Annotated in this window: 23 protein-coding genes and 3 rRNA genes; 5 read left to right on the forward strand and 21 right to left on the reverse strand. The window is 64.3% G+C overall.

Annotated features, from left to right (window positions below):
• Positions 1–15: 15 nt before the first annotated feature.
• On the reverse strand, positions 16–366 hold the full coding sequence (locus MSG_RS18180) for a hypothetical protein (protein WP_096444642.1): 351 nt from the start codon (positions 364–366) through the stop codon (positions 16–18).
• Between the two features lie 146 nt (positions 367–512).
• On the opposite strand from MSG_RS18180, the gene MSG_RS18185 reads away from it, so the two are divergent.
• On the forward strand, positions 513–1,445 hold the full coding sequence (locus tag MSG_RS18185) for a TauD/TfdA dioxygenase family protein (RefSeq protein ID WP_096444643.1): 933 nt from the start codon (positions 513–515) through the stop codon (positions 1,443–1,445).
• 6 nt (positions 1,446–1,451) lie between these two features.
• Here MSG_RS18185 and MSG_RS18190 read toward each other — a convergent pair whose 3' ends face one another.
• Positions 1,452–2,306, reverse strand: a complete 855-nt coding sequence (locus tag MSG_RS18190; RefSeq protein WP_232011073.1) for an acyl-CoA thioesterase — start codon at positions 2,304–2,306, stop codon at positions 1,452–1,454.
• Between the two features lie 127 nt (positions 2,307–2,433).
• Between MSG_RS18190 and MSG_RS18195 the strand changes: the two genes are divergently transcribed.
• The 3 genes from MSG_RS18195 to MSG_RS18205 all read left to right on the forward strand — a co-directional run bounded on the left by MSG_RS18195 (position 2,434) and on the right by MSG_RS18205 (position 5,531).
• The gene (locus MSG_RS18195; RefSeq protein ID WP_096441762.1) at positions 2,434–3,465 is read left to right on the forward strand and encodes a fused (3R)-hydroxyacyl-ACP dehydratase subunits HadA/HadB; all 1,032 of its coding nucleotides are present in this window, start codon (positions 2,434–2,436) and stop codon (positions 3,463–3,465) included.
• 90 nt (positions 3,466–3,555) lie between these two features.
• Positions 3,556–5,043, forward strand: a complete 1,488-nt coding sequence (locus MSG_RS18200; RefSeq protein ID WP_096441764.1) for a DNA-3-methyladenine glycosylase 2 — start codon at positions 3,556–3,558, stop codon at positions 5,041–5,043.
• Positions 5,040–5,531, forward strand: a complete 492-nt coding sequence (locus tag MSG_RS18205; protein WP_096441765.1) for a methylated-DNA--[protein]-cysteine S-methyltransferase — start codon at positions 5,040–5,042, stop codon at positions 5,529–5,531. Before MSG_RS18200 ends, MSG_RS18205 begins: the two co-directional genes overlap by 4 nt.
• Positions 5,532–5,590: 59 nt before the next feature.
• On the opposite strand, the gene rrf is transcribed toward MSG_RS18205, so the two are convergent.
• The 4 genes from rrf to murA form a co-directional block, all read right to left on the reverse strand.
• Positions 5,591–5,703, reverse strand: a 5S ribosomal RNA gene (gene rrf, locus MSG_RS18210).
• A 100-nt stretch (positions 5,704–5,803) separates the two neighbouring features.
• Positions 5,804–8,890 (reverse strand): 23S ribosomal RNA (locus MSG_RS18215).
• 272 nt (positions 8,891–9,162) lie between these two features.
• Positions 9,163–10,681: ribosomal RNA gene (locus MSG_RS18220) — 16S ribosomal RNA — on the reverse strand.
• Together the 16S, 23S and 5S rRNA genes form the textbook arrangement of a ribosomal RNA operon.
• Positions 10,682–11,061: 380 nt before the next feature.
• A complete protein-coding gene (murA, locus tag MSG_RS18225) occupies positions 11,062–12,315 on the reverse strand; it encodes a UDP-N-acetylglucosamine 1-carboxyvinyltransferase (RefSeq protein WP_096441767.1) in 1,254 nt (417 codons plus the stop codon).
• 70 nt (positions 12,316–12,385) lie between these two features.
• Between murA and MSG_RS18230 the strand changes: the two genes are divergently transcribed.
• The gene (locus tag MSG_RS18230; protein ID WP_096441769.1) at positions 12,386–12,961 is read left to right on the forward strand and encodes a cob(I)yrinic acid a,c-diamide adenosyltransferase; all 576 of its coding nucleotides are present in this window, start codon (positions 12,386–12,388) and stop codon (positions 12,959–12,961) included.
• A gap of 18 nt (positions 12,962–12,979) precedes the next feature.
• Here MSG_RS18230 and MSG_RS18235 read toward each other — a convergent pair whose 3' ends face one another.
• The 15 genes from MSG_RS18235 to rpmE all read right to left on the reverse strand — a co-directional run bounded on the left by MSG_RS18235 (position 12,980) and on the right by rpmE (position 25,801).
• Positions 12,980–13,423: a DUF2550 domain-containing protein gene (locus MSG_RS18235; RefSeq protein ID WP_096441771.1), complete on the reverse strand. Its 444-nt coding sequence runs from the start codon at positions 13,421–13,423 to the stop codon at positions 12,980–12,982.
• A 6-nt stretch (positions 13,424–13,429) separates the two neighbouring features.
• Positions 13,430–13,795: a F0F1 ATP synthase subunit epsilon gene (locus tag MSG_RS18240; protein ID WP_096441773.1), complete on the reverse strand. Its 366-nt coding sequence runs from the start codon at positions 13,793–13,795 to the stop codon at positions 13,430–13,432.
• A 30-nt stretch (positions 13,796–13,825) separates the two neighbouring features.
• On the reverse strand, positions 13,826–15,271 hold the full coding sequence (atpD, locus tag MSG_RS18245; RefSeq protein WP_096441775.1) for a F0F1 ATP synthase subunit beta: 1,446 nt from the start codon (positions 15,269–15,271) through the stop codon (positions 13,826–13,828).
• 20 nt (positions 15,272–15,291) lie between these two features.
• Positions 15,292–16,203, reverse strand: coding sequence for a F0F1 ATP synthase subunit gamma (locus MSG_RS18250; protein WP_096441777.1), 912 nt, complete (start codon positions 16,201–16,203; stop codon positions 15,292–15,294).
• A 3-nt stretch (positions 16,204–16,206) separates the two neighbouring features.
• Complete coding sequence (gene atpA, locus MSG_RS18255) at positions 16,207–17,859, reverse strand: F0F1 ATP synthase subunit alpha (protein ID WP_096441779.1); 1,653 nt, start codon at positions 17,857–17,859, stop codon at positions 16,207–16,209.
• A 59-nt stretch (positions 17,860–17,918) separates the two neighbouring features.
• Positions 17,919–19,259: a F0F1 ATP synthase subunit B/delta gene (locus tag MSG_RS18260; protein WP_096441780.1), complete on the reverse strand. Its 1,341-nt coding sequence runs from the start codon at positions 19,257–19,259 to the stop codon at positions 17,919–17,921.
• Between the two features lie 6 nt (positions 19,260–19,265).
• The gene (locus MSG_RS18265; RefSeq protein ID WP_096441782.1) at positions 19,266–19,775 is read right to left on the reverse strand and encodes a F0F1 ATP synthase subunit B; all 510 of its coding nucleotides are present in this window, start codon (positions 19,773–19,775) and stop codon (positions 19,266–19,268) included.
• 9 nt (positions 19,776–19,784) lie between these two features.
• A complete protein-coding gene (locus tag MSG_RS18270) occupies positions 19,785–20,030 on the reverse strand; it encodes a F0F1 ATP synthase subunit C (protein WP_090609504.1) in 246 nt (81 codons plus the stop codon).
• An 84-nt stretch (positions 20,031–20,114) separates the two neighbouring features.
• Entirely contained in the window at positions 20,115–20,873 is a 759-nt protein-coding gene (gene atpB, locus MSG_RS18275; protein ID WP_096441784.1) for a F0F1 ATP synthase subunit A, read from the reverse strand.
• Entirely contained in the window at positions 20,866–21,330 is a 465-nt protein-coding gene (locus tag MSG_RS18280) for an ATP synthase subunit I (protein ID WP_096441786.1), read from the reverse strand. The genes atpB and MSG_RS18280 overlap by 8 nt, the downstream gene beginning before the upstream one ends.
• Positions 21,331–21,555: 225 nt before the next feature.
• Positions 21,556–22,743 carry a glycosyltransferase family 4 protein gene (locus MSG_RS18285; protein ID WP_096444644.1) on the reverse strand — a complete coding sequence of 396 codons (1,188 nt, stop codon included), beginning with the start codon at positions 22,741–22,743 and terminating at the stop codon, positions 21,556–21,558.
• A gap of 85 nt (positions 22,744–22,828) precedes the next feature.
• Positions 22,829–23,482 (reverse strand): L-threonylcarbamoyladenylate synthase, encoded by a 654-nt coding sequence (locus tag MSG_RS18290; protein WP_096441788.1) that lies wholly within the window; start codon positions 23,480–23,482, stop codon positions 22,829–22,831.
• A complete protein-coding gene (gene prmC / locus MSG_RS18295; protein ID WP_348636476.1) occupies positions 23,475–24,365 on the reverse strand; it encodes a peptide chain release factor N(5)-glutamine methyltransferase in 891 nt (296 codons plus the stop codon). Before prmC ends, MSG_RS18290 begins: the two co-directional genes overlap by 8 nt.
• A 29-nt stretch (positions 24,366–24,394) precedes the next feature.
• Positions 24,395–25,468, reverse strand: a complete 1,074-nt coding sequence (gene prfA / locus MSG_RS18300) for a peptide chain release factor 1 (protein ID WP_096441792.1) — start codon at positions 25,466–25,468, stop codon at positions 24,395–24,397.
• A gap of 96 nt (positions 25,469–25,564) precedes the next feature.
• Positions 25,565–25,801, reverse strand: coding sequence for a 50S ribosomal protein L31 (gene rpmE, locus MSG_RS18305; protein WP_096441794.1), 237 nt, complete (start codon positions 25,799–25,801; stop codon positions 25,565–25,567).
• Positions 25,802–26,043: the final 242 nt, after the last annotated feature.

A 26,043-nucleotide genomic window follows, 5' to 3' on the forward strand; every position in this document is an offset into this window, starting at 1 on the left:
TCCCTGTGACCGCATCTAGTCGAGCCGCACGGTGACCTTCACTCGACCCTTCGGGCTGCGAGAGGCGATCGCGTGCCCGGCGCGGTCGGCCCCGCGGAAATTCAGGAGCGTGAGTTCGGAGCCGTTGCCCAGGAAATTGCGCCACCAGGTCTTGCCGTTCGGAGCGGCCACGTTGATCGTGATCACATCGCCGCGTCCGCGATAGCCGACCGGTATCTCGATGGTCCGGCCCGAGCGTCGCCCCGTGTAGCGCACCACGACAAGACCCTGCCGCACCAGACGCCCCAGCAGGGGCGCATTGCTCAGGCGGACCGCGAACGCGTTGATGGCCCCGGCCAAGCGGTTGTCGTCGGATCCCGCGGGCATGCGGGCCACGCTACTCGGGCGGCTTTCCGTCCGCCTGATCACAACAGGTTTCCGCAGGTCAAGTTCGCCAGGCGAAGAATCGCCGGGCCGCGACGGCCGGAACTATGTATACGCTCGACTACGCGCGTGACTGCAGAGGAGACATGATGAGTGGCGATTTTCGTGTGGTGCAGCTGGGTGAGAACATCGGTGCGCGGATCGACGGCGTGCGCCTCGGCGAACTCGACGCCGAGACCGCGGCGGCCGTCAATCACGCACTTGTGACCCACAAGGTGGTGTTCTTCCGCGGGCAACATCATCTGGATGACGACACCCAGTACGCCTTCGCGGAGAGTCTGGGCGTGCCGACCACCCCGCATCCGACGCTTAAGTTCGCGGGAAGCCGGGTCATGCGACTGGAGTCCATCGGGGGCGGCGGCGCCAACCAGTGGCACACCGACGTGACCTTCGTCGACCGGCCACCGAAGGCCTCGATCCTGCGCGCCGTCGAGTTGCCCTCCTATGGCGGCACCACCACCTGGGCTTCCACTGTCGCCGCCTATCGCCAACTTCCCCAACCGCTGCAGGACCTGGCGGAGGCCGTGTGGGCCGTGCACAGCAACGCGTTCGATTACGGCCAGGTCGACCCGGCCAAACTAGCTGCGGTGCAAGCCAATCCCGAAGCGCTGGTGAAGTACGCGGCCGAATTCCAATCCATTTATTTCGAAACGCATCACCCGGTGGTACGAGTGCATCCGGAAACGGGCGAGAAGGCGCTGCTGCTCGGTTCCTTCACCAAGTCCATCCTCGGGTTCAACGGGGCCGAATCACAGGCGCTGTATCGGATCTTCCAGGATCGCATCACGTGGCTGGAGAACACGATTCGGTGGAATTGGGAACTCGGCGACGTCGCCGTGTGGGACAACCGCGCCACCCAGCACTACGCGGTATCCGACTTCGGCGATCAGCCCCGGCGCATGCATCGGATCACGCTGGCGGGCGAAATCCCGGTAAGCGTCCACGGCGAGCAAAGCCGGGCGATCCAGGGCGACGCCAGCGAATACTCCATCGTCGACACGCCGAAACCGCTTGTGGCCTAAGGGCCGTTAGCCCGACCGGCCGAAGTAGAGCTCCTGCGTCGCGATGCATACGAGTGCGCCGGTGTGGTTGTACATCGTCGATGTGGTCAGCCCGCGGCCGGCAACACCGCTGGACGATAGCTGATCCGACAGCACCCAGTCCGTCAGGTCGACCGGCCGGTGAAACCACAGCGCATGGTCGATGAGCGCGTTGAAGGTGCTGACGGGCGTGGCGCGCCGCATGACCAGCGCCGGCTCGACCATCGTGGTTCCGGACAAATACATCAGCAGGCAGTCGTGTAGCACCTCGTCGGGCGGTACGGACCCGTTGGGGCGCCACCACATCCGTAACCGCGGCGACGGCTCGGCCAGGTCGGCCGCGAGCCGCGGCGGCGGGTCGACGTAGCGTAGGTCGAAGGGCCGGGGCTGCACCCAATGTCCGCCCAGTTCGTCCGCATACGCCGCCAACTGCTCCTGCACCGGCGGCAGTGCGTCGGGATCGGCGACGTCGGGCCTGGGCTGGTGGTAGTCGAGCGAGGCGAATGGCTCGTTGAACGACGAGAGCGCTTCCAAGAGGATCTGGCCGTCCTGGCGGGCGGTGATCTTGCGGGTGGACAGCGCGCCGCCATCGCGGGCCCCGTCGACGTGGAGGTCGACCGGCTTGCGGGCATCCCCGGCGCGCAAGTAGTACACGTGCACGCTGTGCGGCCTGCGGCCGGGCACCGTGCGGCTGGCCGCCATCAGGGCCTGGGCGGCGATGTGCCCGCCGGCGATGTGATGGCCCGAATTGTCCAGCTGCGTGGCGCGGAAGTGGTAATCGTCGACGCGGCGCACGTCGAGTGTGGCGATGACGTCGGCCAGCGTCGGCCAGCGAAAACTCACTCGGCAATCCTTTCGTTGCCGGCAAGCGGCAGCACGAAGTGTATCGGCATGCATCGCCGCAGTGGCGGCGCGTTACTGTGGTCCGATCGGCCCCAGTAAACAGGCCGGTAGAAAAGTTGAGCAATTTATGACGGCAGCACCAGAAGCCCCGGCGCTTGAATCGCGGGTCGGCCACTACTACCAGATGGACGACACCTACATCGTCGGACGCGAGAAGGTGCGCGAGTACGCCCGTGCCGTGCAGGACTACCACCCCGCGCACTGGGACGTGGCCGCCGCCGCCGAGCTCGGCTACTCCGGACTGGTCGCGCCGCTGACTTTCACCTCCGTCCCCGGCATGACCTGCAATCGCCGGATGTTCGAATCCGTGGTCGTCGGCTACGACACCTACCTGCAGACCGAAGAGGTCTTCGAGCAGCACCGTCCGATCGTCGCGGGCGACGAACTGCTGATCGATGTCGAGTTGACCTCGGTGCGCAGGACCGCCGGCAGAGATTTCATCACCGTCACCAACACCTTCACCGACACCAACGGCGAGCGAGTGCACACCCTGCACACGACCGTCGTCGGGGTCACCGCCGAGGACGTCGATCCGGCGATCAAGTCGGCCGTGCCGAACATCATGATGCACGACGTGGACATCCTCGCCGTCGGCGAATCGGAGACCGGGTATGTGAAGACGGAGCGCCCCGGGGCCGACGTGCGGATCGCCGACGGCGGCGCCACCCGGACACCGGGGACCCCGGTCTTCGAGGATGTACAGGTCGGCGACGAGTTACCGGCGCGCCATGTCCGGCTGTCCCGCGGCGACCTGGTGAATTATGCCGGCGTGGCCGGCGACGCCAACCCGATCCACTGGGACGAGGGCATCGCCAAGCTGGCCGGGCTTCCCGACGTGATCGCCCACGGGATGCTCACGATGGGCCTGGGTGCCGGATTCGCCTCCGCGTGGTCGGGTGACCCCGGGGCGGTGACCCGCTACACGATTCGGCTGTCCCAGCCCGCGATCGTCTCGGCCGCCGAGGGCGCCGACATCGAGTACAGCGGCCGGATCAAGTCGCTGGACCCGGAAACCCGCAGCGGGGTCATGCTGGTCGCCGCCAAGTCCGCCGGCCGCAAGATCTTCGGCATGGCGACCCTGAACGTCCGCTTCCGCTGAGCCGCCGCGCGCCGCCCCGCGGCAACGCGGCCCGACTGTCGTGTCGTTTTTCCGCCAGTCTTGTCGGTGTGCGGGTGTAACTGTGGAAGCGTGCATGACGATTTCGAGCGCTGTTACCGAGCCGTGCAGTCCAAGGACGCCCGGTTCGACGGCTGGTTCGTCACCGCGGTGCTGACGACGCGGATCTACTGCCGGCCCAGCTGCCCCGTGCGGCCGCCTTTCGCACGCAACGTGCGGTTTTACCCGACGGCAGCGGCCGCGCAACGGGCAGGATTTCGGGCATGCAAGCGGTGCCGTCCAGACGCGACGCCGGGGTCGCCGGAGTGGAATGTGCGCGGTGACGTCGTTGCACGCACGATGCGGCTGATCGCCGACGGCACCGTCGACCGCGAGGGCGTCGGCGGTCTGTCGGCCCATCTCGGATACACCACGCGTCAACTGGAGCGGCTGTTGCAGGCCGAGGTCGGCGCCGGACCGGCCGCGCTGGCTCGCGCGCAACGGGCTCAGACCGCCCGCGTGCTGATCGAGACCACCGACCTACCCTTTGGCGATATCGCCTTCGCCGCCGGCTTTTCCAGCATCCGGCAGTTCAACGAGACCGTGCGCCTGGTATTCGAGTCGACGCCGTCGTCGTTGCGCACCCGCGCGGCGGCCCGCGCCGAATCCGATGCCGCACCGCCGGGAACGGTGTGCCTGCGGCTGCCGGTTCGCCTGCCCTTTGCCCCGGAAGGGGTCTTCGGCCATCTTGCCGCCGGCGCCGTCCCGGGTTGCGAGGAGGTCCGCGACGGCGCCTACCGACGCACCCTGCGGCTCCCTTTCGGTCACGCGATCGTCGCGTTGACCCCCGCGGTCGACCACGTCCGATGCGTGTTGATGCTCAACGACTTTCGCGACCTCACCACCGCGATCGCCCGCTGCCGGCGGCTGCTGGACCTCGACGCCGACCCCGAGGCGATCGTGGACGCGCTGAGCCGCGACCCCGACCTCGCGCCGATTGTCGCCAAGGCGCCGGGACAACGCATTCCCCGCACGGTCGACGAGGCCGAGCTCGCGGTGCGCGCAGTGCTGGGTCAGCAGGTGTCTACCAAAGCCGCGCGAACCCATGCCGGCAGGCTGGTTACGGCCTACGGGCAGCGGGTGCACGACCCCGACGGCGCGTTGACCCACACCTTCCCGTCCGTCGGCGAGCTCGCCGAGATCGACCCTGCCCACCTGGCGGTCCCCAAAGCCCGGCGACGGACGCTAACTGCGCTGGTCTCCGGACTCGCCGGTGAGAGCGTGGTTCTGGACGCCGGCAGCGACTGGGGATCCGCGCGTGCACAATTGTTGGCCCTGCCGGGCATCGGACCGTGGACGGCGGAGGTGATCGCGATGCGCGGACTCGGCGACCCGGATGCCTTCCCCGCGAGCGACCTTGGTCTCCAGCTCGCCGCCAAACAGCTGGGCCTGCCGACCCGGCAACGGAATCTGGTGGAGCGCAGCGCACGCTGGCGACCCTGGCGCTCGTACGCCACCCAACACTTGTGGACGACGCTCGAGCATCCGGTCAACCATTGGCCCCCAGGGGAGGTCGCATGATTTCCTACCGCACCATCGACAGCCCGATCGGATTGTTGACCCTCGCCGGCCGCGGCTCGGTGCTGACCAACCTCCGCATGGTCGACCAGACCTACGAACCCAGCCGCGCCGACTGGTCACCCGATCAGGAAGCTTTTGGCAAGGCCGTCGTACAACTCGACGCGTATTTCGCCGGCGAACTCACCGATTTCGATCTTGACCTGGATCTGCGGGGCACCCAGTTTCAGCGAAGAGTCTGGGAAGCGCTGCGGACCATCCCCTACGGCGAGACCCGGTCCTATGGCGAAATCGCCGAGCAGATCGGCGCGCCCGGCTCCGCACGCGCAGTCGGATTGGCCAACGGGCATAACCCGATTGCCATTGTCGTGCCGTGTCATCGGGTTATCGGCGCCAATGGCGGCCTCACCGGCTTCGGCGGGGGGCTGGATCGTAAGCGAACCCTGCTCGATTTGGAGAAGCAGCGAACAAACTTGACGCTGTTCGACTAAATGAAATACAGACATACACATACAAAAACACCCCCTTTGCAGGGGGTGTTTTTGTGTATGTTCGGCGGTGTCCGACTTTTCCACCCGAGTGGGCAGTATCATTGGCGCTGACAGGCTTAGCTTCCGGGTTCGGGATGGGACCGGGCGTTTCCCTGTCGCTGTGGCCGCCGTAACTCTATTACGGAATCACTATTTTGTTAGTTGTTCTGGTGGGGGGTGTGGTGCCCAAGGAGCTACATCGTAGCTCTTGAACATCAGTGGTTGCGAGTTGTGTTGGTAAGTTTTCGGCCGGTTAGTGCCAGTTCCCTACACCCATTACTGGGCTTCCAGGTCTGGCCTATCAATCCCGTGGTCTGCGGGGGGCCTTATCCCTCTAAAAGGGTGAGAAACCTGATCTTGGAGAAGGTTTCCCGCTTAGATGCTTTCAGCGGTTATCCTGTCCGAACGTGGCTATCCAGCCGTGCCCCTGGTGGGACAACTGGTATACCAGAGGTTCGTCCGTCCCGGTCCTCTCGTACTAGGGACAGGTTTCCTCAAGTTTCTGACGCGCGCGGCGGATAGAGACCGAACTGTCTCACGACGTTCTAAACCCAGCTCGCGTGCCGCTTTAATGGGCGAACAGCCCAACCCTTGGGACCTGCTCCAGCCCCAGGATGCGACGAGCCGACATCGAGGTGCCAAACCATCCCGTCGATATGGACTCTTGGGGAAGATCAGCCTGTTATCCCCGGGGTACCTTTTATCCGTTGAGCGACACCCCTTCCACTCGGGGGTGCCGGATCACTAATCCCGACTTTCGTCCCTGCTTGACTTGTAAGTCTCGCAGTCAAGCTCCCTTGTGCATTTACACTCAACACCTGATTGCCGTCCAGGTTGAGGGAACCTTTGGGCGCCTCCGTTACATTTTAGGAGGCAACCGCCCCAGTTAAACTACCCACCAGGCACTGTCCGTGAACCGGATATACGGTTCGACGTTAGGTGTCCAATACGATCAGAGTGGTATTTCAACAACGACTCCGCTCCAACTGGCGTTGGAGTTTCACAGTCTCCCACCTATCCTACACAAACCGTACCGAACAACAATACCAAGCTATAGTGAAGGTCCCGGGGTCTTTTCGTCCTGCCGCGCGTAACGAGCATCTTTACTCGTAGTGCAATTTCGCCGAGTCTATGGTTGAGACAGTTGAGAAGTCGTTACGCCATTCGTGCAGGTCGGAACTTACCCGACAAGGAATTTCGCTACCTTAGGATGGTTATAGTTACCACCGCCGTTTACTGGGGCTTAAATTCTCCGCTTCACCCTTACGAGTTAACGGGTCCTCTTAACCTTCCAGCACCGGGCAGGCGTCAGTCCGTATACATCGTCTTGCGACTTCGCACGGACCTGTGTTTTTAGTAAACAGTCGCTTCTCACTGGTTTCTGCGACCGGTTTCCGCTCCCAGCGCAAGGCTGTTCACGGCGTACCGGCCCCCCTTCTCCCGAAGTTACGGGGGTATTTTGCCGAGTTCCTTAACCATAGTTATCTCGTACGCCTTGGTATTCTCTACCTGACCACCTGTGTTGGTTTGGGGTACGGGCCGTGTGTGAACTCGCTAGAGGCTTTTCTTGGCAGCAGAGGATCACCGAATTCGCCTCAAACGGCTATGCATCACCTCTCAGGAACATGAACGACGGATTTGCCTATCGCTCTCCCTACAGGCTTGCCCCAGTATTACCACTGACTGGTACGGCTACCTTCCTGCGTCACCCCATTGCTTGACTACTACCAACCCGGGTCCCACGCAGCCGGCGGTCCTCGCACCCCGAAGGGATTGATAGACCACCATTTGGGTAGTTAGCAGAATTGATTCATCACGGGCGCTCATACACGGGTACGGGAATATCAACCCGTTGTCCATCGACTACGCCTGTCGGCCTCGCCTTAGGTCCCGACTCACCCTGGGCGGACTGGCCTGGCCCAGGAACCCTTGGTCTTTCGGCGGGCAAGGTTCTCACTTGCCTAATCGCTACTCATGCCTGCATTCTCACTCCCCCACACTCCACCACCGGTTACCCGACAGCTTCGCTGCGTGAGGGACGCTCCCCTACCCAACCTTGCGGTTGCCGCGACTTCGGCGGTGTGCTTGAGCCCCGCTACATTATCGGCGCACAATCACTTGACCAGTGAGCTATTACGCACTCTTTCAAGGGTGGCTGCTTCTAAGCCAACCTCCTGGTTGTCTCTGCGACTGCACATCCTTTTCCACTTAGCACACGCTTAGGGGCCTTAGTCGGCGATCTGGGCTGTTTCCCTTTCGACGTACGGAGCTTATCCCCCGCCGTCTCACTGCCACGCTATACACCACGGCATTCGGAGTTTGGCTGACGTCAGTAACCTAGTAGGGCCCATCGGCCATCCAGTAGCTCTACCTCCGTGGTGAAACACGTAACGCTGCACCTAAATGCATTTCGGGGAGAACCAGCTATCACGGAGTTTGATTGGCCTTTCACCCCTACCCACAGCTCATCCCCTCAGTCTTCAACCTAAGTGGGTTCGGGCCTCCACGCGGTCTTACCCGCGCTTCACCCTGGCCATGGGTAGATCACTCCGCTTCGGGTCCAGAACATGCCACTCAAGCGCCCTATTCAGACTCGCTTTCGCTGCGGCTACCCCACACGGGTTAACCTTGCGACATGTCCCTGACTCGCAGGCTCATTCTTCAAAAGGCACGCCATCACCCCACAAGGAGGCTCTGACGGATTGTAGGCACACGGTTTCAGGTACTATTTCACTCCCCTCCCGGGGTACTTTTCACCATTCCCTCACGGTACTAATCCGCTATCGGTCATCGAGAAGTATTTAGGCTTACCGAGTGGTCTCGGCGGATTCACAGCAGATTTCACGGGCCCGCTGCTACTCGGGAGTTGATACTAGGCAGGTGCCGGGTTTTCGCGTACCGGGCTCTCACCGTCTATGGCAGGCCGTCCCAGGCCACTTCCGCTAACTACGACACTTTATGACTGCCTCCCAGCCAGGTAGAGCTGAGACATATCAATCCCACAACACCGCACACACAACCCCTACCCGGTTATACATGCGCGCGGTTTAGCCTGTTCCGCTTTCGCTCGCCACTACTAACGGAATCACAATTGTTTTCTTCTCCTACGGGTACTGAGATGTTTCACTTCCCCGCGTTACCTCCCGCACCCTATATATTCAGGTGCGGGTAACACGACATCACTCGTGCTGGGTTTCCCCATTCGGAAATCCTCGGATCAACGCTCGGTTGACAGCTCCCCGAGGCATATCGCAGCCTCCCACGTCCTTCATCGGCTCTCGATGCCAAGGCATCCACCATGTGCCCTTAAACACTTACTAACACAAGAATTAAAAAAATTACACAAACGAATACGTCACCGCGCGGGCAACGCATTCATTAGATGCTCGCAACCACTATCCAATACTCAAACACCACACCCCACCACCAAGATGGAGGGACAGCACTCGGAAGAACTGAGTGTTGCCTCAGGGCCCAATAGTGTGTCTGGCGATTTGCCTGCTGTTGTGCACCCGGCCCTCGTCCACTACAGACGAGAACCCCTCACGGCTCACACCCCACCAATTGGGATGTTTCTCGTGGTGCTCCTTAGAAAGGAGGTGATCCAGCCGCACCTTCCGGTACGGCTACCTTGTTACGACTTCGTCCCAATCGCCGATCCCACCTTCGACAGCTCCCTCCAAAAGGTTAGGCCACTGGCTTCGGGTGTTACCGACTTTCATGACGTGACGGGCGGTGTGTACAAGGCCCGGGAACGTATTCACCGCAGCGTTGCTGATCTGCGATTACTAGCGACTCCGACTTCACGGGGTCGAGTTGCAGACCCCGATCCGAACTGAGACCGGCTTTAAAAGGATTCGCTTAACCTTGCGGCATCGCAGCCCTTTGTACCGGCCATTGTAGCATGTGTGAAGCCCTGGACATAAGGGGCATGATGACTTGACGTCATCCCCACCTTCCTCCGAGTTGACCCCGGCAGTCTCTCACGAGTCCCCGCCATTACGCGCTGGCAACATGAGACAAGGGTTGCGCTCGTTGCGGGACTTAACCCAACATCTCACGACACGAGCTGACGACAGCCATGCACCACCTGCACACAGGCCACAAGGGAACCGACATCTCTGCCGGCGTCCTGTGCATGTCAAACCCAGGTAAGGTTCTTCGCGTTGCATCGAATTAATCCACATGCTCCGCCGCTTGTGCGGGCCCCCGTCAATTCCTTTGAGTTTTAGCCTTGCGGCCGTACTCCCCAGGCGGGGTACTTAATGCGTTAGCTACGGCACGGATTCCAAGGAAGGAAACCCACACCTAGTACCCACCGTTTACGGCGTGGACTACCAGGGTATCTAATCCTGTTCGCTCCCCACGCTTTCGCTCCTCAGCGTCAGTTACTGCCCAGAGACCCGCCTTCGCCACCGGTGTTCCTCCTGATATCTGCGCATTCCACCGCTACACCAGGAATTCCAGTCTCCCCTGCAGTACTCCAGTCTGCCCGTATCGCCCGCACGCCGAGGGTTAAGCCCCCGGTTTTCACGAACAACGCGACAAACCACCTACGAGCTCTTTACGCCCAGTAATTCCGGACAACGCTCGCACCCTACGTATTACCGCGGCTGCTGGCACGTAGTTGGCCGGTGCTTCTTCTGCAGGTACCGTCACTTGCGCTTCGTCCCTGCTGAAAGAGGTTTACAACCCGAAGGCCGTCATCCCCCACGCGGCGTCGCTGCATCAGGCTTGCGCCCATTGTGCAATATTCCCCACTGCTGCCTCCCGTAGGAGTCTGGGCCGTATCTCAGTCCCAGTGTGGCCGGACACCCTCTCAGGCCGGCTACCCGTCGTCGCCTTGGTAGGCCGTCACCCCACCAACAAGCTGATAGGCCGCGGGCCCATCCCACACCGCAAAAGCTTTCCACCACAAAGCATGCGCTAAGTGGTCCTATCCGGTATTAGACCCAGTTTCCCAGGCTTATCCCGAAGTGCAGGGCAGATTACCCACGTGTTACTCACCCGTTCGCCACTCGAGTACCCCCGAAGGGGCCTTTCCGTTCGACTTGCATGTGTTAAGCACGCCGCCAGCGTTCGTCCTGAGCCAGGATCAAACTCTCCAAACAAAAACCCCTCGTTAGACGAGGTGAATTCACAATCAGAGAAAATCTGACCTAACAAAAAGACGCCAATGTTACTGGCATCAAAAAACGACCATACTCACACACGGGGAGTGTTAAAAGTATGGTCAAAAAAACAACAACAAACAAAAACACCAAACACACTATTGAGTTCTCAAACAACACTCTTGCTTGTTTCGCCCGCTTCGGGGCAACCCTGCCAGCTTAATACGAATCCGGCAGAGGAGTCAACCCCCAATTTTTGGCGATCTTGGCGATCGCTGCGGGAGTTGCCGTGCCAGGTTAGTACCAGTCCGGCGAGGGAGTCAAGGCCCCGGTCTCGGTCTCCTTGGAGGGCGACCGCGCCTGTGGGGCACTGACTTTGGCTACTGTACCCGCTCGATCTCCGCTCCCAAAATCGCCAGGTTTTCCACGAACAACGGGTAGCCGCGATCGATGTGGAAGACGTCGTGGACCTCGGTGTCGCCGTCGGCGACCAGCCCGGCGAGTACCAGGCCGGCGCCCGCCCGGATGTCCGAACACCACACCGGAGCGCTTGACAACTGCGGGAGTCCGCGGACCACGGCGTGGTGCCCGTCGGTGCGGGCGTCGGCGCCTAGCCTGATCATTTCCTCGACGAAGCGAAAGCGCGCCTCGAACACGTTTTCCGTGATCATCGACGTGCCGTCGGCTATCGATGCCAACGCGATCGCCATCGGCTGCAGGTCGGTCGGGAATCCGGGAAAGGGCAAGGTCGCGACGTTGACGGCCTTCGGCCGCTCGTACTGAGTTATCCGAAAGCTGTTGTCGGTCTGGGTGACCGTGGCCCCCGCGTCGTGCAGCTTGTGCAACACCACCTGCAAGTGAGCCGGATCGACGCCGGTAATCGAGATGTCACCGCGAGTGATGGCGGCCGCGATACCCCAGGTGGCGGCGACGATGCGGTCCCCGATCACGCGGTGCTCGGTGGGATACAGCCGCGGAACGCCGGTGACCGTCATCGTCGGTGAACCCGCGCCTTCGACCTGGGCACCCATCTGGTTCAGCATCGTGCACAAATCAACGACGTCCGGTTCGCGCGCGGCGTTGTGGATCGTGGTGACGCCCTCGGCCACGACTGCGGCCATCAGAATGTTCTCGGTGGCCCCGACGGAGGGAAACTCGAGCTGAATCTCCGCGCCCCGCAGGGTGTCTGCCTGCGCCACGACACAACCGTGCTCGATATTGCACTGCGCGCCCAGCTGCCGCAGACCGGCCTGATGCATGTCCAGCGGGCGTGATCCGATGGCATCGCCCCCGGGCAGGGCGACCTTGGCGCGTTTACACCGGCCGACCAACGGGCCCAGCACACAGACCGAGGCGCGGAACTGGCGTACCGCCGCGAAGTCCGCGTCGTATTTCGGTTCGTCCGGCGAGGTGATGCGGGCCACGTCACCGTCCAACTCGACGGTGGCGCCCAGGCCGCGCAGCACTTCGGCCATCAGGGGCACGTCGAGGATGTCGGGACAGTTGGTGATCGTGCTGGTGCCTTCGGCCAGCAAAGTGGCAGCCATAAGCTTGAGCACGCTGTTCTTGGCGCCCCCTACAGCGACGTCGCCCGACAACCGGTTGCCCCCGGTCACCACGAATCGCTCTGCCACCCGCGTCAGTCTAGTGAAGCGGTTTCGGCTTGTCAGTCAGCATCGGCGCTCTGCCGAGTACGGTTTTCTCATGGCGATACACCTGACCCGCATATATACGCGGACCGGCGATGACGGAACGACGGGGTTGAGCGATTTCTCACGGGTCTCGAAAAACGACGCCCGGCTGGTGGCCTACGCCGATTGCGACGAGGCCAACTCGGCGATCGGGGCCGCGATCGCGCTGGGGCAACCCGAGGCGAAGATCGCCGCTGTGCTGCGGCAAATCCAGCACGACCTGTTCGACGCCGGTGCGGATCTGTCAACGCCGGTGGTCGCCGATCCCAAACATCCGCCGCTAAGGGTCCCCCAGGCCTACATCGACCGGCTCGAAGCCTGGTGCGACAGCTTCAACGAGGCCTTGCCGGCGCTGAACTCCTTTGTGCTGCCGGGCGGCTCGCCGCTGTCGGCGCTGTTACACGTGGCGCGTACGGTCGTGCGCCGCGCCGAGCGATCGGCGTGGGCCGCCGTCGACGCCCACCATGACGGGGTCAGCGTGCTGCCGGCGAAATACCTGAACCGGCTTTCGGATCTGCTGTTCATCCTGTCGCGGGTGGCCAATCCCGACGGGGATGTGCTCTGGCAGCCGGGCGGACAAAAGCCGTAGTCCCGAAGGGTTTCGCGGTCAGACGCTGCGCTTACGCGCGCGTGGTGAGGGGCGCGACTCCAGCCAGGACAAGAATGCGGTCAGCGCGCCCTGGTCGAGTGCCAACTCGTAGCCCGACCCGCGGTCCTGTGTCGTGTCGCGCAGTTCCAGCACGACGATCTCGTCGGTCATGATGTCGAACTCGTCGCCGCGTGGCGCGCGCCGGGCGACAATTTCCACGCCGCGCCGGCCCAGCCGACGATCCGGCCACAGGCGCAGGCTCGACAGGCGGTAAAACGCGGCCTCACCACCGCGGTAGCGAATCACCCCGTGCCGCCAGCCATGACCGCCGACCGCGGGGATATCCCGCATGATCCCGGCCGTTCCGCCCTGCCGGAGCTTCCACAGCCGGTAGCTCAGGGCGAGAACCGCCGCACCCAATACGACCACGAGCACGACCATGCCGACCATGGGCGCGCTCATCGGCAGTTAGTCAATCGCGCCGACGGCGCGCAATCTCGCACGTCCCCTGGCGGCAGTGCGGGGATCGTCGGATTCAGAGTCCGCCTTGGCGGCGCTCTCGTCGATCTCGGACTCGAATTCCGCGGACTCAGCCAACACGGTCACGCTCTCCTCGGTCACCGACAAGAACCCGCCGTCCACCGCAATCCGCAGATCGTCCTGACCTTCCCGCTCGACGCGCACCATGGCGTCGTCGACCAACTGAGCCACCAGCGGGATGTGCCGTGGCAGGATGCCGATCTCGCCGACGGTGGTGCGAGTGAACAAGAACGTTGCTTCACCCGACCAGATCTTGCGGTCGACAGCGACGATCTCGACGTTCAATTCGGCCATTTCACACCACCTTTCGGCTCGACGCGGGCGTTAGAGCTTGGCGCCAAGGCTCTCGGCCTTCTTGGCCAGGTCGTCGAGCCCACCGATCAGGAAGAAGGCCTGCTCGGGCACGTGGTCGAACTCGCCCTTGGTCAGGCGGTCGAACGACTCGATGGTCTCCTTCAGCGGCACGGTCGAACCCGGCTGACCGGTGAACTGCTCGGCCGCCATCATGTTCTGCGACAAGAATCGCTCGATGCGCCGGGCACGCTGCACGAGCTGCTTGTCTTCTTCCGACAGCTCATCGATACCGAGAATTGCGATGATGTCCTGAAGGTCCTTGTAGCGCTGCAAGATTCGGATGACTTCCTGCGCCACCCGGTAGTGCTCGTCACCGACGACGCTCGGGTCGAGGATGGTCGAGCTGGAGGCCAGCGGATCGACCGCGGGGAAGATGCCCTTGGAGAACACCGAACGCGACAGCTCGGTGGTGGCGTCCAGGTGCGCGAACGTCGTTGCCGGCGCCGGGTCGGTGTAGTCGTCGGCGGGCACGTAGACCGCCTGCATCGAGGTGATCGAGCGGCCACGCGTCGAGGTGATGCGCTCCTGCAGCTCGCCCATCTCGTCGGCCAGCGTGGGCTGGTAACCCACCGCCGACGGCATGCGGCCAAGCAGCGTCGACACCTCCGAACCCGCCTGGGTGAACCGGAAGATGTTGTCGATGAACAGCAGCACGTCCTGACCGGCCTCGTCGCGGAACCACTCCGCCATGGTCAGCGCGGACAGCGCCACCCGCATACGGGTGCCGGGCGGCTCGTCCATCTGACCGAACACCAGCGCGGTGTCCTTGAGCACGTTGGCTTCCTTGAGCTCGACCCACAGGTCGTTGCCCTCGCGGGTGCGCTCCCCCACCCCTGCGAAAACCGAAGTACCACCGAAGTTTCGGGCAATACGATTGATCATCTCCTGGATGAGCACCGTCTTACCCACGCCGGCACCGCCGAACAGGGCGATCTTGCCGCCGCGCACATACGGGGTCAGCAGGTCGACGACCTTGAGACCGGTCTCGAGCATCTCGGTGCGCGGTTCCAGGTCCTCGAAAGCCGGCGGCTTGCGGTGAATCGACCAGTGCTCGAAGTCTTCTCCGTATCCCGGTTCGTCCATGCAGCGCCCCAGCGCGTCGAAGACGTGACCCTTGACTTCCTGACCGACCGGCACCGAGATCGAGGCGCCGGTGTCGATGACCTCGACGCCACGCACCAAGCCGTCGGTGGGTTGCAGCGAGATCGTGCGGACCAGGTTGTCACCCAAGTGCTGCGCGACCTCCAGCGTCAGCGTCTTCTTGAGTTCCTCGAACGTGATCTCGGCGTGCAGCGCGTTGAACAGCTCCGGGACGGAGCCGCGCGGGAACTCGATATCGACGACCGGGCCGGTGATACGTACCACGCGGCCGCTGGTGTCGTTCTTGGTCGCCTTCTTTTCGGCAGTAGCAGTCATGTCTCTTCTTCCTCGTGGGGCTACCTGGCGCGGGCGTCAGCGAGCGCGTTTGCGCCACCGACGATTTCGCTAATCTCCTGGGTGATCTGGGCCTGCCGCTCGCGGTTCGCCATCAGCGTCAGGGCCTTGATGAGATCGTCGGCGTTGTCGGTGGCCGACTTCATCGCGCGCTGCCGCGACGCCAGCTCGGAGGCCGCGGACTCCAGCAGTGCGGCGAACACGCGGGTGGTCACGTACCGCGGGAGCAGCGCGTCGAAAAGTGTCGTTGCATCCGGCTCGAACGAGTACAGGGTGTGCAGCGGTTCGGGCTCCTCGGAATATTCGACGACCATGGGCGCCATCCGGTGGGCCGCCGTCGACTGCGACAGCATCGACTTGAATTCGGTGTAGACGATGTGCAATTCGTCAACACCCTCGGCTCCCTCGGCGCCGCCGTCGCTGCCGGGAATGAACGCTTCCACCAGGGTGGAGGCGACCTCGGCGGCATTCTCGTAGCTCGGCTGCTCGGAGAAGCCCGTCCACGACTCGGTGATGTCCCAGTTGCGGAAGCTGTAGTAGTTCAGCGCTTTCCGGCCGATCGTGTACAGCACCGGCTGCTTGCCTTCTTGTCGCAGCAGCGCGAACAGCTCCTCGGCGCGCCGGAACGCACCCGAGTTGTAGGCGCCGCACAGGCCACGGTCGGAGGACACCACCAACACGGCGGCCCGCTTCGGATCGGCCCGCTCGACGAGCAGCGGATGATCCAGCGCAGCCTCGGTGGACAGCGTGGTCAGCATCCGGATGATGTCTTCGGAGTACGGACGGGCCGCCTGCAGCCGGGTCTGCGCCTTGCCGATACGCGACGTCGCGATCAGCTCCTGCGCCTTGGTGATCTTCTTGATCGCGCCGGCGGAACGGATCCGTCCGCGCAACTCGCGAAGTGTGGCAGCCATGCGCTACTTCTTCTTCTCTTCCGGCGCCGGCTTGTTGACCTTCACCGACTCCTTGGCCAGATCCTCTTCGTCCAGCGCCTCGACGCGCTCGTCGGGAACCACCGACCCGCCGCCCGTGGCGGCGAAGCCCTTCTTGAAGTTGTTGATGATCTTCTCGAGCTCTTCGGCCGCCTCGTCGGAAAGCTTTCCGCTGTCCCGGATTCCGGTCAAGATCTGCTCTTCGGACGCCCGCACGTGATCCAGCAGCTCGGTTTCGAATCGCCGGACGTCCTCGACGGGCACCGAGTCCAGGTGACCGCCGGTGCCCAGGAAGATCGAGACCACCTGCTCCTCGACGGGCAGGGGCTGGTACTGCGGCTGCTTGAGCAGTTCGACCAGCCGCGCACCGCGGTCCAGCTGCGCTTTGGAGGTGGCGTCCAGGTCCGAGGCGAATGCGGCGAACGCTTCCAGCTCGCGGAACTGCGACAGGTCGAGACGGAGACTTCCTGCCACCTCTTTCATTGCCTTGATCTGCGCGGCACCGCCGACTCGGGACACCGAAACACCGACGTTGATGGCCGGTCGCACACCCTGGTTGAACAGGTCCGACTCCAGGAAGCACTGGCCGTCGGTGATCGAGATGACGTTGGTGGGGATGTAGGCCGAGATGTCGTTGGCCTTGGTCTCAATGATCGGCAGACCGGTCAGGGAGCCGCCGCCGAGTTCATCGGATAGCTTGGCGCAACGCTCCAACAGGCGCGAGTGCAGGTAGAAGACGTCACCCGGGTATGCCTCGCGGCCCGGCGGGCGACGCAGCAGCAGCGAGATCGCGCGGTACGCCTCGGCCTGCTTGCTCAGGTCGTCGAAGACGATCAGCACGTGTTTGCCGTCGTACATCCAGTGCTGAGCGATCGCCGAACCGGTGTAGGGCGCAAGCCATTTGAATCCGGCAGAGTCAGATGCCGGCGCGGCGACAATGGTCGTGTACTCCATCGCACCGCCCTCGTCCAGCGCGCGGCGCACGGAAGCGATCGTGGTGCCCTTCTGCCCGATGGCCACGTAGACGCAGCGCACTTGCTTCTTGGGATCGCCGGTCTCCCAGTTCTTGCGCTGGTTGAGGATCGTGTCGACGCAGACGGCGGTCTTGCCGGTCTTGCGGTCGCCGATGATCAGCTGACGCTGGCCGCGCCCAATCGGGGTCATGGCGTCGATGGCCTTGATACCGGTCTGCAGCGGCTCGCTCACGCTTTGGCGCTGCACCACCGACGGAGCCTGGATCTCCAACGCGCGCCGGGTGTCGGTCTCGATGTCGCCCTGGCCGTCGATGGGGTGACCCAGCGGGTTGACCACGCGACCGAGGAAGGCGTCGCCGACGGGCACCGACAGCACCTCGCCGGTGCGCTTGACCTGCTGGCCTTGCTCAATCTTCTCGAAGTCACCCAGGATCACCGCGCCGACGCTGTGCTCGTCGAGGTTGAGGGCCACGCCGAGCACGCCGCCGGCGAACTCGAGCAGCTCCTGGGTCATGACCGACGGCAGACCTTCGACGTGGGCGATGCCGTCTCCGGCGTCGACGACGGTACCGACCTCTTCGCGGGAGGTGTCGGAGGTGAAGGAACCTACGTACTCTTCGATCGCGCTCTGGATGTCATCAGCGGAGATTGTCAACTCGGCCATGGCTTTTCGTCTTCCTACTTGATTTCCGGCGTTCGCGGGGTTGGGGTGGCTGGTTCGGGTTAGTCGGGCAGCTCGGCCTCGGCCGCGGCCAGCCGCGATGAGAGCGATCCGTCGATCACCTCGTCGGCGACTGCGATGAGAAGCCCGCCCAACAGCTCGGCGTCGATCTCGAGTTGCACCGAGACCGGATGCCCGTAGATACGGCTGAGCACCTCGGTGAGGCGCGTGCGCTGGGCGTCGCTGAGCTCGGCCGCCGCGGTGACGGCGGCGACGACCTCGCCGCGACGGGCCACCGCAACTTCCGCCAGGAACTGCACGGCCTCCTCGGCCTGCTGACCCCGCAGCAGCTCCACGGTCTGCGACAGCAACGCGAGCACGATCGGATTGACCTTGCCGCTGCTGGCGTCGAGCACCTTGCGCAGCAACTCCACCCGCTTGTCGGCGGGAGTGGCGTAGTCGCCCAACAGAATCCCGAGCCGCGGCTGGGCGTCGAGAACCCGGGAGAAGCGGAACAGCTGGTCTTCGACCTCGTCGATCTTGCCGTCCCGTTCGGCGGACTCCAGAAGCGCCTGGCGCGACACGTGCTCGATCGCGTCGACCAGATCGGAGTTCGCCGACCACCGCTCCGAGACGGCAGCGCGCAGCACCTCGAGTGTGGGGTCGCCGACCTTGTCGGACACCAGCCCCTCGATCAGCCGAACTCGCGGCCCCGCGTCCTCGGCGGGCACGGTGAGGTACCGGGTGACGACGAGCTCCTGGTCCAGCAATTGCCCCACCGCCACCAACTCGCTGGACAGCGTCGAAAGCCCCTTGCTGTCAAGGTTTTTGGCGATGGTGGTGAACCGATCGGACAGGCTGCGCAGCGCCTCGCGACTCGACGAGCGCATCTTGGTCATCAGCGGGTAGGAAACCTCGGCCGACGCCGGCGCCATGGCGTCGAGTTCGTCCAGGAACCGATCCACGGTGGACGACTGCTGATCGGCGTCGGCGACGTAGTTACGCACCAATTCCTCTGCCTGACGCACAGATTCGTGGCCGAGCTCGAGACGGAGCTGACGGGTCAGCTGGGCCCGGAGCAACTCCACCTGACGGCCGCCCTGGTCCGTGATGCGTTCCGCCTCGACATCGGCTTGGGCGCGCAACTGCTCGGTGATGCGCTCGGCGTCGGACTTGGCCTCTTCGACGACCTGCTCTGCCTCTGACTTCGCTGCCTCGACAGCCTTGCTGTGGGCGGTGGTCGATTCCCGGAGCCGGTCGGCGGCCTTGGCCGAATCCTCCAGCTGCTGGCGCACCGCGTTCTGCCGCGCGGTCATCAAATTGCGCACCGGCGGAACGACATAGCGCACCACCAGGAACACGATGGCGGCGAACCCGATCAGCTGCCCGATAAACGTCGACATTGATAATTACCTTGTCGCGGCAGAGGTTGTGACTTCGACGCCGAGGATGCGGCTGGCGAGCGTCGCGGACATGGTGGCCACGTTGGCACGCAGATCCAACTCCACGGCATCGCGTTCCCGCTTCAATTGCTCGGATGCCGTCTGCACCGTCGACATCACCTGCTGCTCGGCTCGGGCGCGCGCCTCCTCGACGACCTTGCGGCCCTCGGCGCGGGCGTCGTCGCGCAACGACGACGCCCGGACGCGCGCTTCCCGCATGGATTTCTCGTAATCCGCTTGGGCGGCTTCGAACTGCTCGTTCGCCTTCTTCGTGTCGGTAGCCGTCTTCGCGACCATCGCGTCGCGTTCGCGCAGCACCTTCATGACCGGCGGCACGACGAACGTACCGATGACGGTCAGCACGATCAGAAAGATCGCCAGCACGAAGAAGAACGTGCCGTTGGGGACAAGGAAGTTATTGCCCCCCTCTGCTGCCAACTGGCTGGACGCCAGAACGCTGCGGCTCGCGTCACCCATCACAGCGAACTAGCCGACGGGGGTGGCGAAGACGAACAGCGCCATGAAGGCCAGGTTGATGAAGTACGCCGCCTCAACCAGACCGACGGTGATGAAGAATGGCGTGAACAACCTGCCTTGCGCTTCGGGCTGCCGGGCGATGCCTGCGACCAGCGCGTTACCGGCAATACCGTCACCGATACCGGCACCGATCGCACCGCCGCCCATGATGATTCCACCGCCGATGAGTGCAGCGGCAGCGACTTGGGGGTCCAGGGCCATTCTTATCCTCCTTGATATCTGGTAGGGGTCTACCAGGTCTCTGTAATGGTGCGTGGGACAAAACAATTCATGGTCGTCTTAGTCATGGTGGTCCTCGATCTCCATGGCTTGACTGAAGTACAAGATGGTCAGGATCGAGAAGATGAAGGCCTGGATCGCACCGACGAACAAGTCGAATGCTTTCCAGATCGCATTGGGCGCCCACATGATGTAGGGCGGAAAGAGCGCAATCAGGGCGACCAGGATGCCGCCGGCGAAGATGTTGCCGAAAAGTCGGAGCGACAACGAGATTGGCTTGGCGAGCTCCTCGACGAGGTTGATCGGGGCCAGGAACGCGACGTGGCCCTTGAGCACCGCCAGCGGGTGGCCGACGATGCCGCGCCGCCAGATGCCGGCTATGTGGTAGCAGACGAAGACGAACAGGGCTAGGGCGAGTACGTAATTGATGTCCGCCGCGGCCGAGCTGAGCAACTCGGTGGTGCGCCCGGATTTGTCGGTGTACTGCAGCGGCAGCACCGACAGCCAGTTGGAGATGAGGATGAACACGAAGATGGTGACCGCCAGCGGCAAGACGAACGGCGCGATCCGCATGCCGACTGCGGCCTCGATCTGATCGCGCATCTGGACGGTGATCGCTTCCCAGAACAGCTGAACGCCGCTGGGAACGCCGGTTGAGGTGATCTTCGCACGCAGGAAGAAGGCCAGCGCGAGGACGATGACCGCCGCGATCGCAGTCGACAGGATCGTGTCGGTGTTGACCGTCATCCCGAGCCAGGTGGCGTGGGTGTGCTCGCCGACCTCGATTGCGGATTCGGCCAGCAACGTCGTCTCAGTCATCGCTGGTGTTCCCTCTTTCCGTTCCTTGCACTTCGGCCTCGGCCCAGTCGCCGCTGCGCAGCTTCTTCCACACCGGCAGCGCGGTGGACAGCACCAACACCACCTGGAACAGGGCCAAGCCGAACACGACGCCGAGTCCGGCGGGCCGGAAGATATAAGCGATGATCAACCCGATCACGGTGATGATCGCCAGCCGGGTCGCCGAGTTCAGCGCCATCGTGCTTTTCATCGGGTGCTCTTTGGCGGTGATCGAGGCTACCGACCGGCGGACCAGCAGGGCGTTGAGCAAACCGAGCAGCAATCCGACGCCGAAGAAAACCCCGACCATCAGGTGACCGCTGAATCCGGCGACAGCCACCGCCACGGCAGTGATCGCGGCACTTGTCAGCAACAGCCGGACGGGATTGAAAGCAACAGAGGGAAACACCAACGGCGCGTCCTGCGCTGGTGTCGTCACTGCAGCACCTCACTCCGGGTATCTCAAGCGGAAACCTTCCGACCGACCGATCGGTGGCTCGCCGAGCGTATCGCACGTCACAGTGGGTCCGTGCAAGGGGTCGCTCCCCTTGTCGGTCGTGATTCGGCACGTCGATTTCTCCATCCGACGAGCCGAATTGGCCGGCCACCCGCGAGGTTGTTTTCGGGGTTCTACCTGCACCGTATCACAGATTCGATGCCGCTACTACTGCCCGTCGTAGTCCTCGTCCTCGTAGTCGCGGCGACGCAGCAGCGGGACCGCCGTCGCGATGCCAGCAACCACGATCGCGCCCAGCATCACCGCGCCGGTGTCGCGCGGTTTGAAAAAGATCGTGCTCGCGGCGCCGAACGCGACGATGCCCACCCACAGATAGATGAGCAACACCACCCGGCGATGGGAATGACCGATCTGCAGCAACCGGTGGTGCAGGTGCATCTTGTCGGGGCTGAACGCGCTGCGGCCCGCGCGGGTACGGCGCACGATCGCCAGGAGCAGGTCGAGCATCGGCACGAAGATCACTGCGGCCACCAGGAGAAACGGCGAGAGCAAGGCGAAGACGTCGCGGGCGCCGTAGGCATTCTGCGAGATCGGGCCCGCCGCCGTCGTGGAGGCGGCGGCGAGCATCAGGCCGATCAGCATCGAGCCGGAATCGCCCATGAAGATCTTGGCTTTGTGGAAATTGTGCGGCAGGAAGCCCAGGCAGGCCCCCGCCAGCACCACCGAGATCACCGCGGGCGGATAGAACAGCACATCGCCGCCGTGGTCGCGGAGCAGGCCGACCGAGAACATGCAGATCGCCAGGGCGGTGATGAGACCGAGGCCGGCCGCCAACCCGTCGAGTCCGTCGACGAAGTTCATCGCGTTGACGACCGAGACGGTCAGCGCCAGCGTGAGCAGGATCGAGGAGGCCTGGTCCAAGACGATGGTGCCGACTCCCCCGAACGGGATGTAGAGCACGCTCCAGGCAACGCCCATGGTGACCAGGACGCTCGCCGCCGTGATCTGGCCCGCGAATTTCGTCAACGCGTCCAAGCCCCAACGGTCGTCGATGAGGCCGATACCCATGATCACCGCGCCCGCCACCAGCACCGCGGGCATGCCGGTCGAGTAGACGAAGCCGCGGGTGAGCGCGGGCAGCTGGGACGCCAGGAAAACGGCGGAGATCACACCGACGAACATCGCCAGCCCGCCCATCCGCGGGGTCGGCGTCACGTGCACGTCGCGTTCCCGCGGGTAGGCGACCGCCCCCAGCCGGGTGGCCAGCACACGCACCGGTCCGGTCGCGAAGTAGGTGATGATCGCCGCGGTCAGTCCGACGAGCGCGAGCTCACGCAGGGGGACGCCGGCGCCGCGATCGGCCAGGGCGTGCAGACCACCCATCAGGTTGCCCATCAGGCTGGCCGGGTCGCTGGACACCACGAGACCGTACGCCCCCTTCCTGAGACTTCAATGCTCGTGCCCGCCACGGGTTCGCGGGTCAGGCGATCAACGTTGCGGGCTCCACCCCGAGCACTTCCGCGATCCGCTCCACACTTACCGGACCGGCCCGCAAGACGCGCGGCGCGACTCCGGTCAGGTCGACGATCGTCGAGGCGGCGCCCTGCAGGGCGGGCCCAGCGTCGAGATAGACGTCGACGAGATCGCCCAACTGGCCGCGCGCTTCGTCGGCGTCGACGGCGGGCGGTTGACCGGAGACGTTGGCACTCGATACCGCCATCGGCCCCACCTCGCGCAGCAATTCGATCGCGACCGGGTGCAGCGGCATCCGGAGCATGACGGTGCCGCGGGCGTTGCCGAGGTCCCACTGCAGCGAGGGCGCCTGGGCCACGACGAGGCTCAGCGCGCCCGGCCAAAAGGCGCGGATCAGTTCCCGCGCCCCGTCGGGCATGGTGTATACCAGGCCCTCGATCGTGTGCCAGGAGCCGACCAGCACGCCGACGGGCATGTCGCGCCCGCGCCCCTTCGCCGCGAGCAGCGCCGCCACCGCGGTGCTGTCGAACGCGTCGGCGGCGATCCCGTACACCGTGTCGGTCGGCATCACGACCAGGCGGCCGCCCTTGAGTGCTCCCACGGCCGAGGCGATTCCCAGCGATCGCCGGTCCGGGTCGTCGCAGTCGAAGATTTCAGTCACCGGCGCCGCTCTCTCCCACGAGGGGCCGCTGCCCCCGGCGGGCCGTCACGAATCGCGGCCGGCCCACCAGGTCCCGCCTGGCCTGGATGTCGCCGAAAAGTCCTGTGCTGCAGATCAGTTCGAAGGTGCGTGCCGCGGTAGTGTCGTCGTGCTCGACCGCCAATAGGCCGCCGGGCCGCAGCCAGCGCCCGGCAAGGCTCACCACCGCGGGGATAACCGCCATCCCGTCGGGGCCGCCGAACACCGCGTGCGCTGGATCATGTTGGGCCACTTCGGGTTCCACCAGCATGCCGTCGGGAACGTAGGGCGGGTTCGACACCACCAGGTCCACCTGCCCGTGCAGCTCGGCGAGCAGGCCGGGGTCGGTGGCGTCGGCGCGCACCAATTCGACCGGACTGCCCGCGATGTTGCGGCGCGCGTAATCCAGGGCGGCATCGGAATCGTCGATGCCGATGATGCGCGCGCCGGGCCAGTGCTTGGCCAAGGCGACGGCCAACGCGCCGGATCCGGTGCACACGTCGACAATGACGGGCCGGCCCCCGAGTTGCTGTGCGGTGGCCCAGGCCAGCAGCGCCTCGGTCTCCGGGCGGGGGGTGAATACCCCGGGTCCGACGTGCAGGTCGACGGGGCCGAAGGCCGCGGTCCCGGTGAGGTGCTGCAGCGGCACCCGCCGCGAGCGGGCGGCGACGACGACGACATAGCGCCGGAAGAAGTCGTCGTCGAGCGATTCGATCAGGGCCAGCCGGCCGCGCTCGGTGCCCGCCAGATGCGCCGCCAGCTGCTCGGCATCGTGACGCGCCGAATCGATTCCCGCTTCGGCGAGTTGCGCCGCGGCCGAGTCGATCGCGCGCCGCAGCGGGGACTTGGCGCCGCTGCTCGGCATCGCTTCGCTCTGCATCGTCGCCGACGCGATCATGCCTGTTGCAGCCGGGACTGCTTGTCGGCGGCGCTGAGGGCATCGAACATCGCGTCCAGATCCCCGTCCAGGACCTGGTCGAGATTGTGCGCCTTGAAACCGATTCGGTGATCGGTGATCCGGTTCTCCGGGAAGTTGTAGGTGCGGATCCGCTCGCTGCGGTCCACGGTGCGGATCTGGCTCGCGCGATCCGCCGACGCGTCGGCCGACGCCTGCTCTTCGGCGAGCGCCTGCAGGCGGGCCGCCAGGACCTGCATCGCCCGAATCTTGTTCTGCAGCTGCGATCGTTCGTTCTGGCAGGTGACGACGATGCCGGTGGGCAGGTGGGTGATCCGCACCGCCGAGTCCGTCGTGTTGACGCCCTGCCCGCCCTTCCCGGACGAGCGGTAGACGTCGATACGCAGATCCGACTCGTCGATCTGCACTTCGCCGACTTCCTCGGGTTCCGGGTAGACCAGCACGCCCGCGGCCGAAGTATGCACGCGCCCTTGAGATTCCGTCACCGGAACGCGTTGCACCCGGTGCACACCGCCCTCGAACTTCATCCGCGACCACACTCCGTCGGCCGAGTCGCCCTTGCTGGCGATGGCCAGCGTCGCGTCCTTGTAGCCGCCCAGGTCCGAGGTGGTTTCGTCGAGCACCGTCACCGTCCAGCCATGCCGCTCGGCGTAGCGGATGTACATCCTGGCCAGATCCGCGGCGAACAACGCCGATTCCTCGCCGCCCTCACCGGATTTCACCTCGAGGACGATGTCGTCGGCGTCGTGCGGGTCGCGCGGGGCCAGCATGTCGGTGAGCTGGGTGTCCAACTCGGCCACCCGCGATTCCAGTTCGGTGACCTCGTCGGCGAACGACGCGTCGTCGGCGGCCAGTTCACGCGCCGTCTCGAGGTCGCCCCGGGCCGCCTCCAGCTTGCGGTGGGTCGCGACGATGGGTGCCAACCGGGCGAATCGGCGGCCGGCCTTGCGGGCCTCGTCGGGGTTGCTGTGCAATTCGGGATCGGCCAGCCGGTGCTCGAGTGCAGCGTGTTCGGCGAGCAGCACATCGATCGTTTGAACGGGCTGCGTCATCTCACACCTCCTGCCGCCGCTGTGGCCATTACCGCAAACGCGAACCGACGCCCGGCCTGTGCAAGTTCGCGCACAGTTCGGGCGTCGGCGATCCAGCTATTTGTCAGCGTTCTCCGCGGCAGCGCCCTTGCGCTTGCCGTAGCGCTTCTCGAACCGCGCCACCCGGCCACCACTGTCGAGAATCTTCTGCTTGCCGGTGTAGAAGGGGTGGCACTGCGAGCAGACCTCGACGACGATGTTGCCGCCGGGCTTGGTGCTGCGGGTCTGGAAGGTGTTCCCGCACCCGCAGTGCACCGTGGTCTCCCCGTAGGCGGGGTGAATGTCAGTCTTCATGGTGTCCTCTTCGATCGTGTGCCGCCCTGGCGCGCCGTGAACTCCGGCGGTCGGGCGTGAACTCAGAACCTGAAACGGTTCCGGGCAGTCGGGGTTCGATTATGCCAGGTCAACCACCTACTGCCCAAACACCGAGATGCGCCCGCACATTCCCGACCGCGCGAGGGCTCCCCGTGTCCGCCGGTCAGGCCGGTGTGCAGGGCCTGCTCCCGGCGTGCACGAAGCAACTGCGCCGCAGCGTG

Origin of the sequence: Mycobacterium shigaense (genome assembly GCF_002356315.1) — a bacterium.
Classification (GTDB): domain Bacteria; phylum Actinomycetota; class Actinomycetes; order Mycobacteriales; family Mycobacteriaceae; genus Mycobacterium; species Mycobacterium shigaense.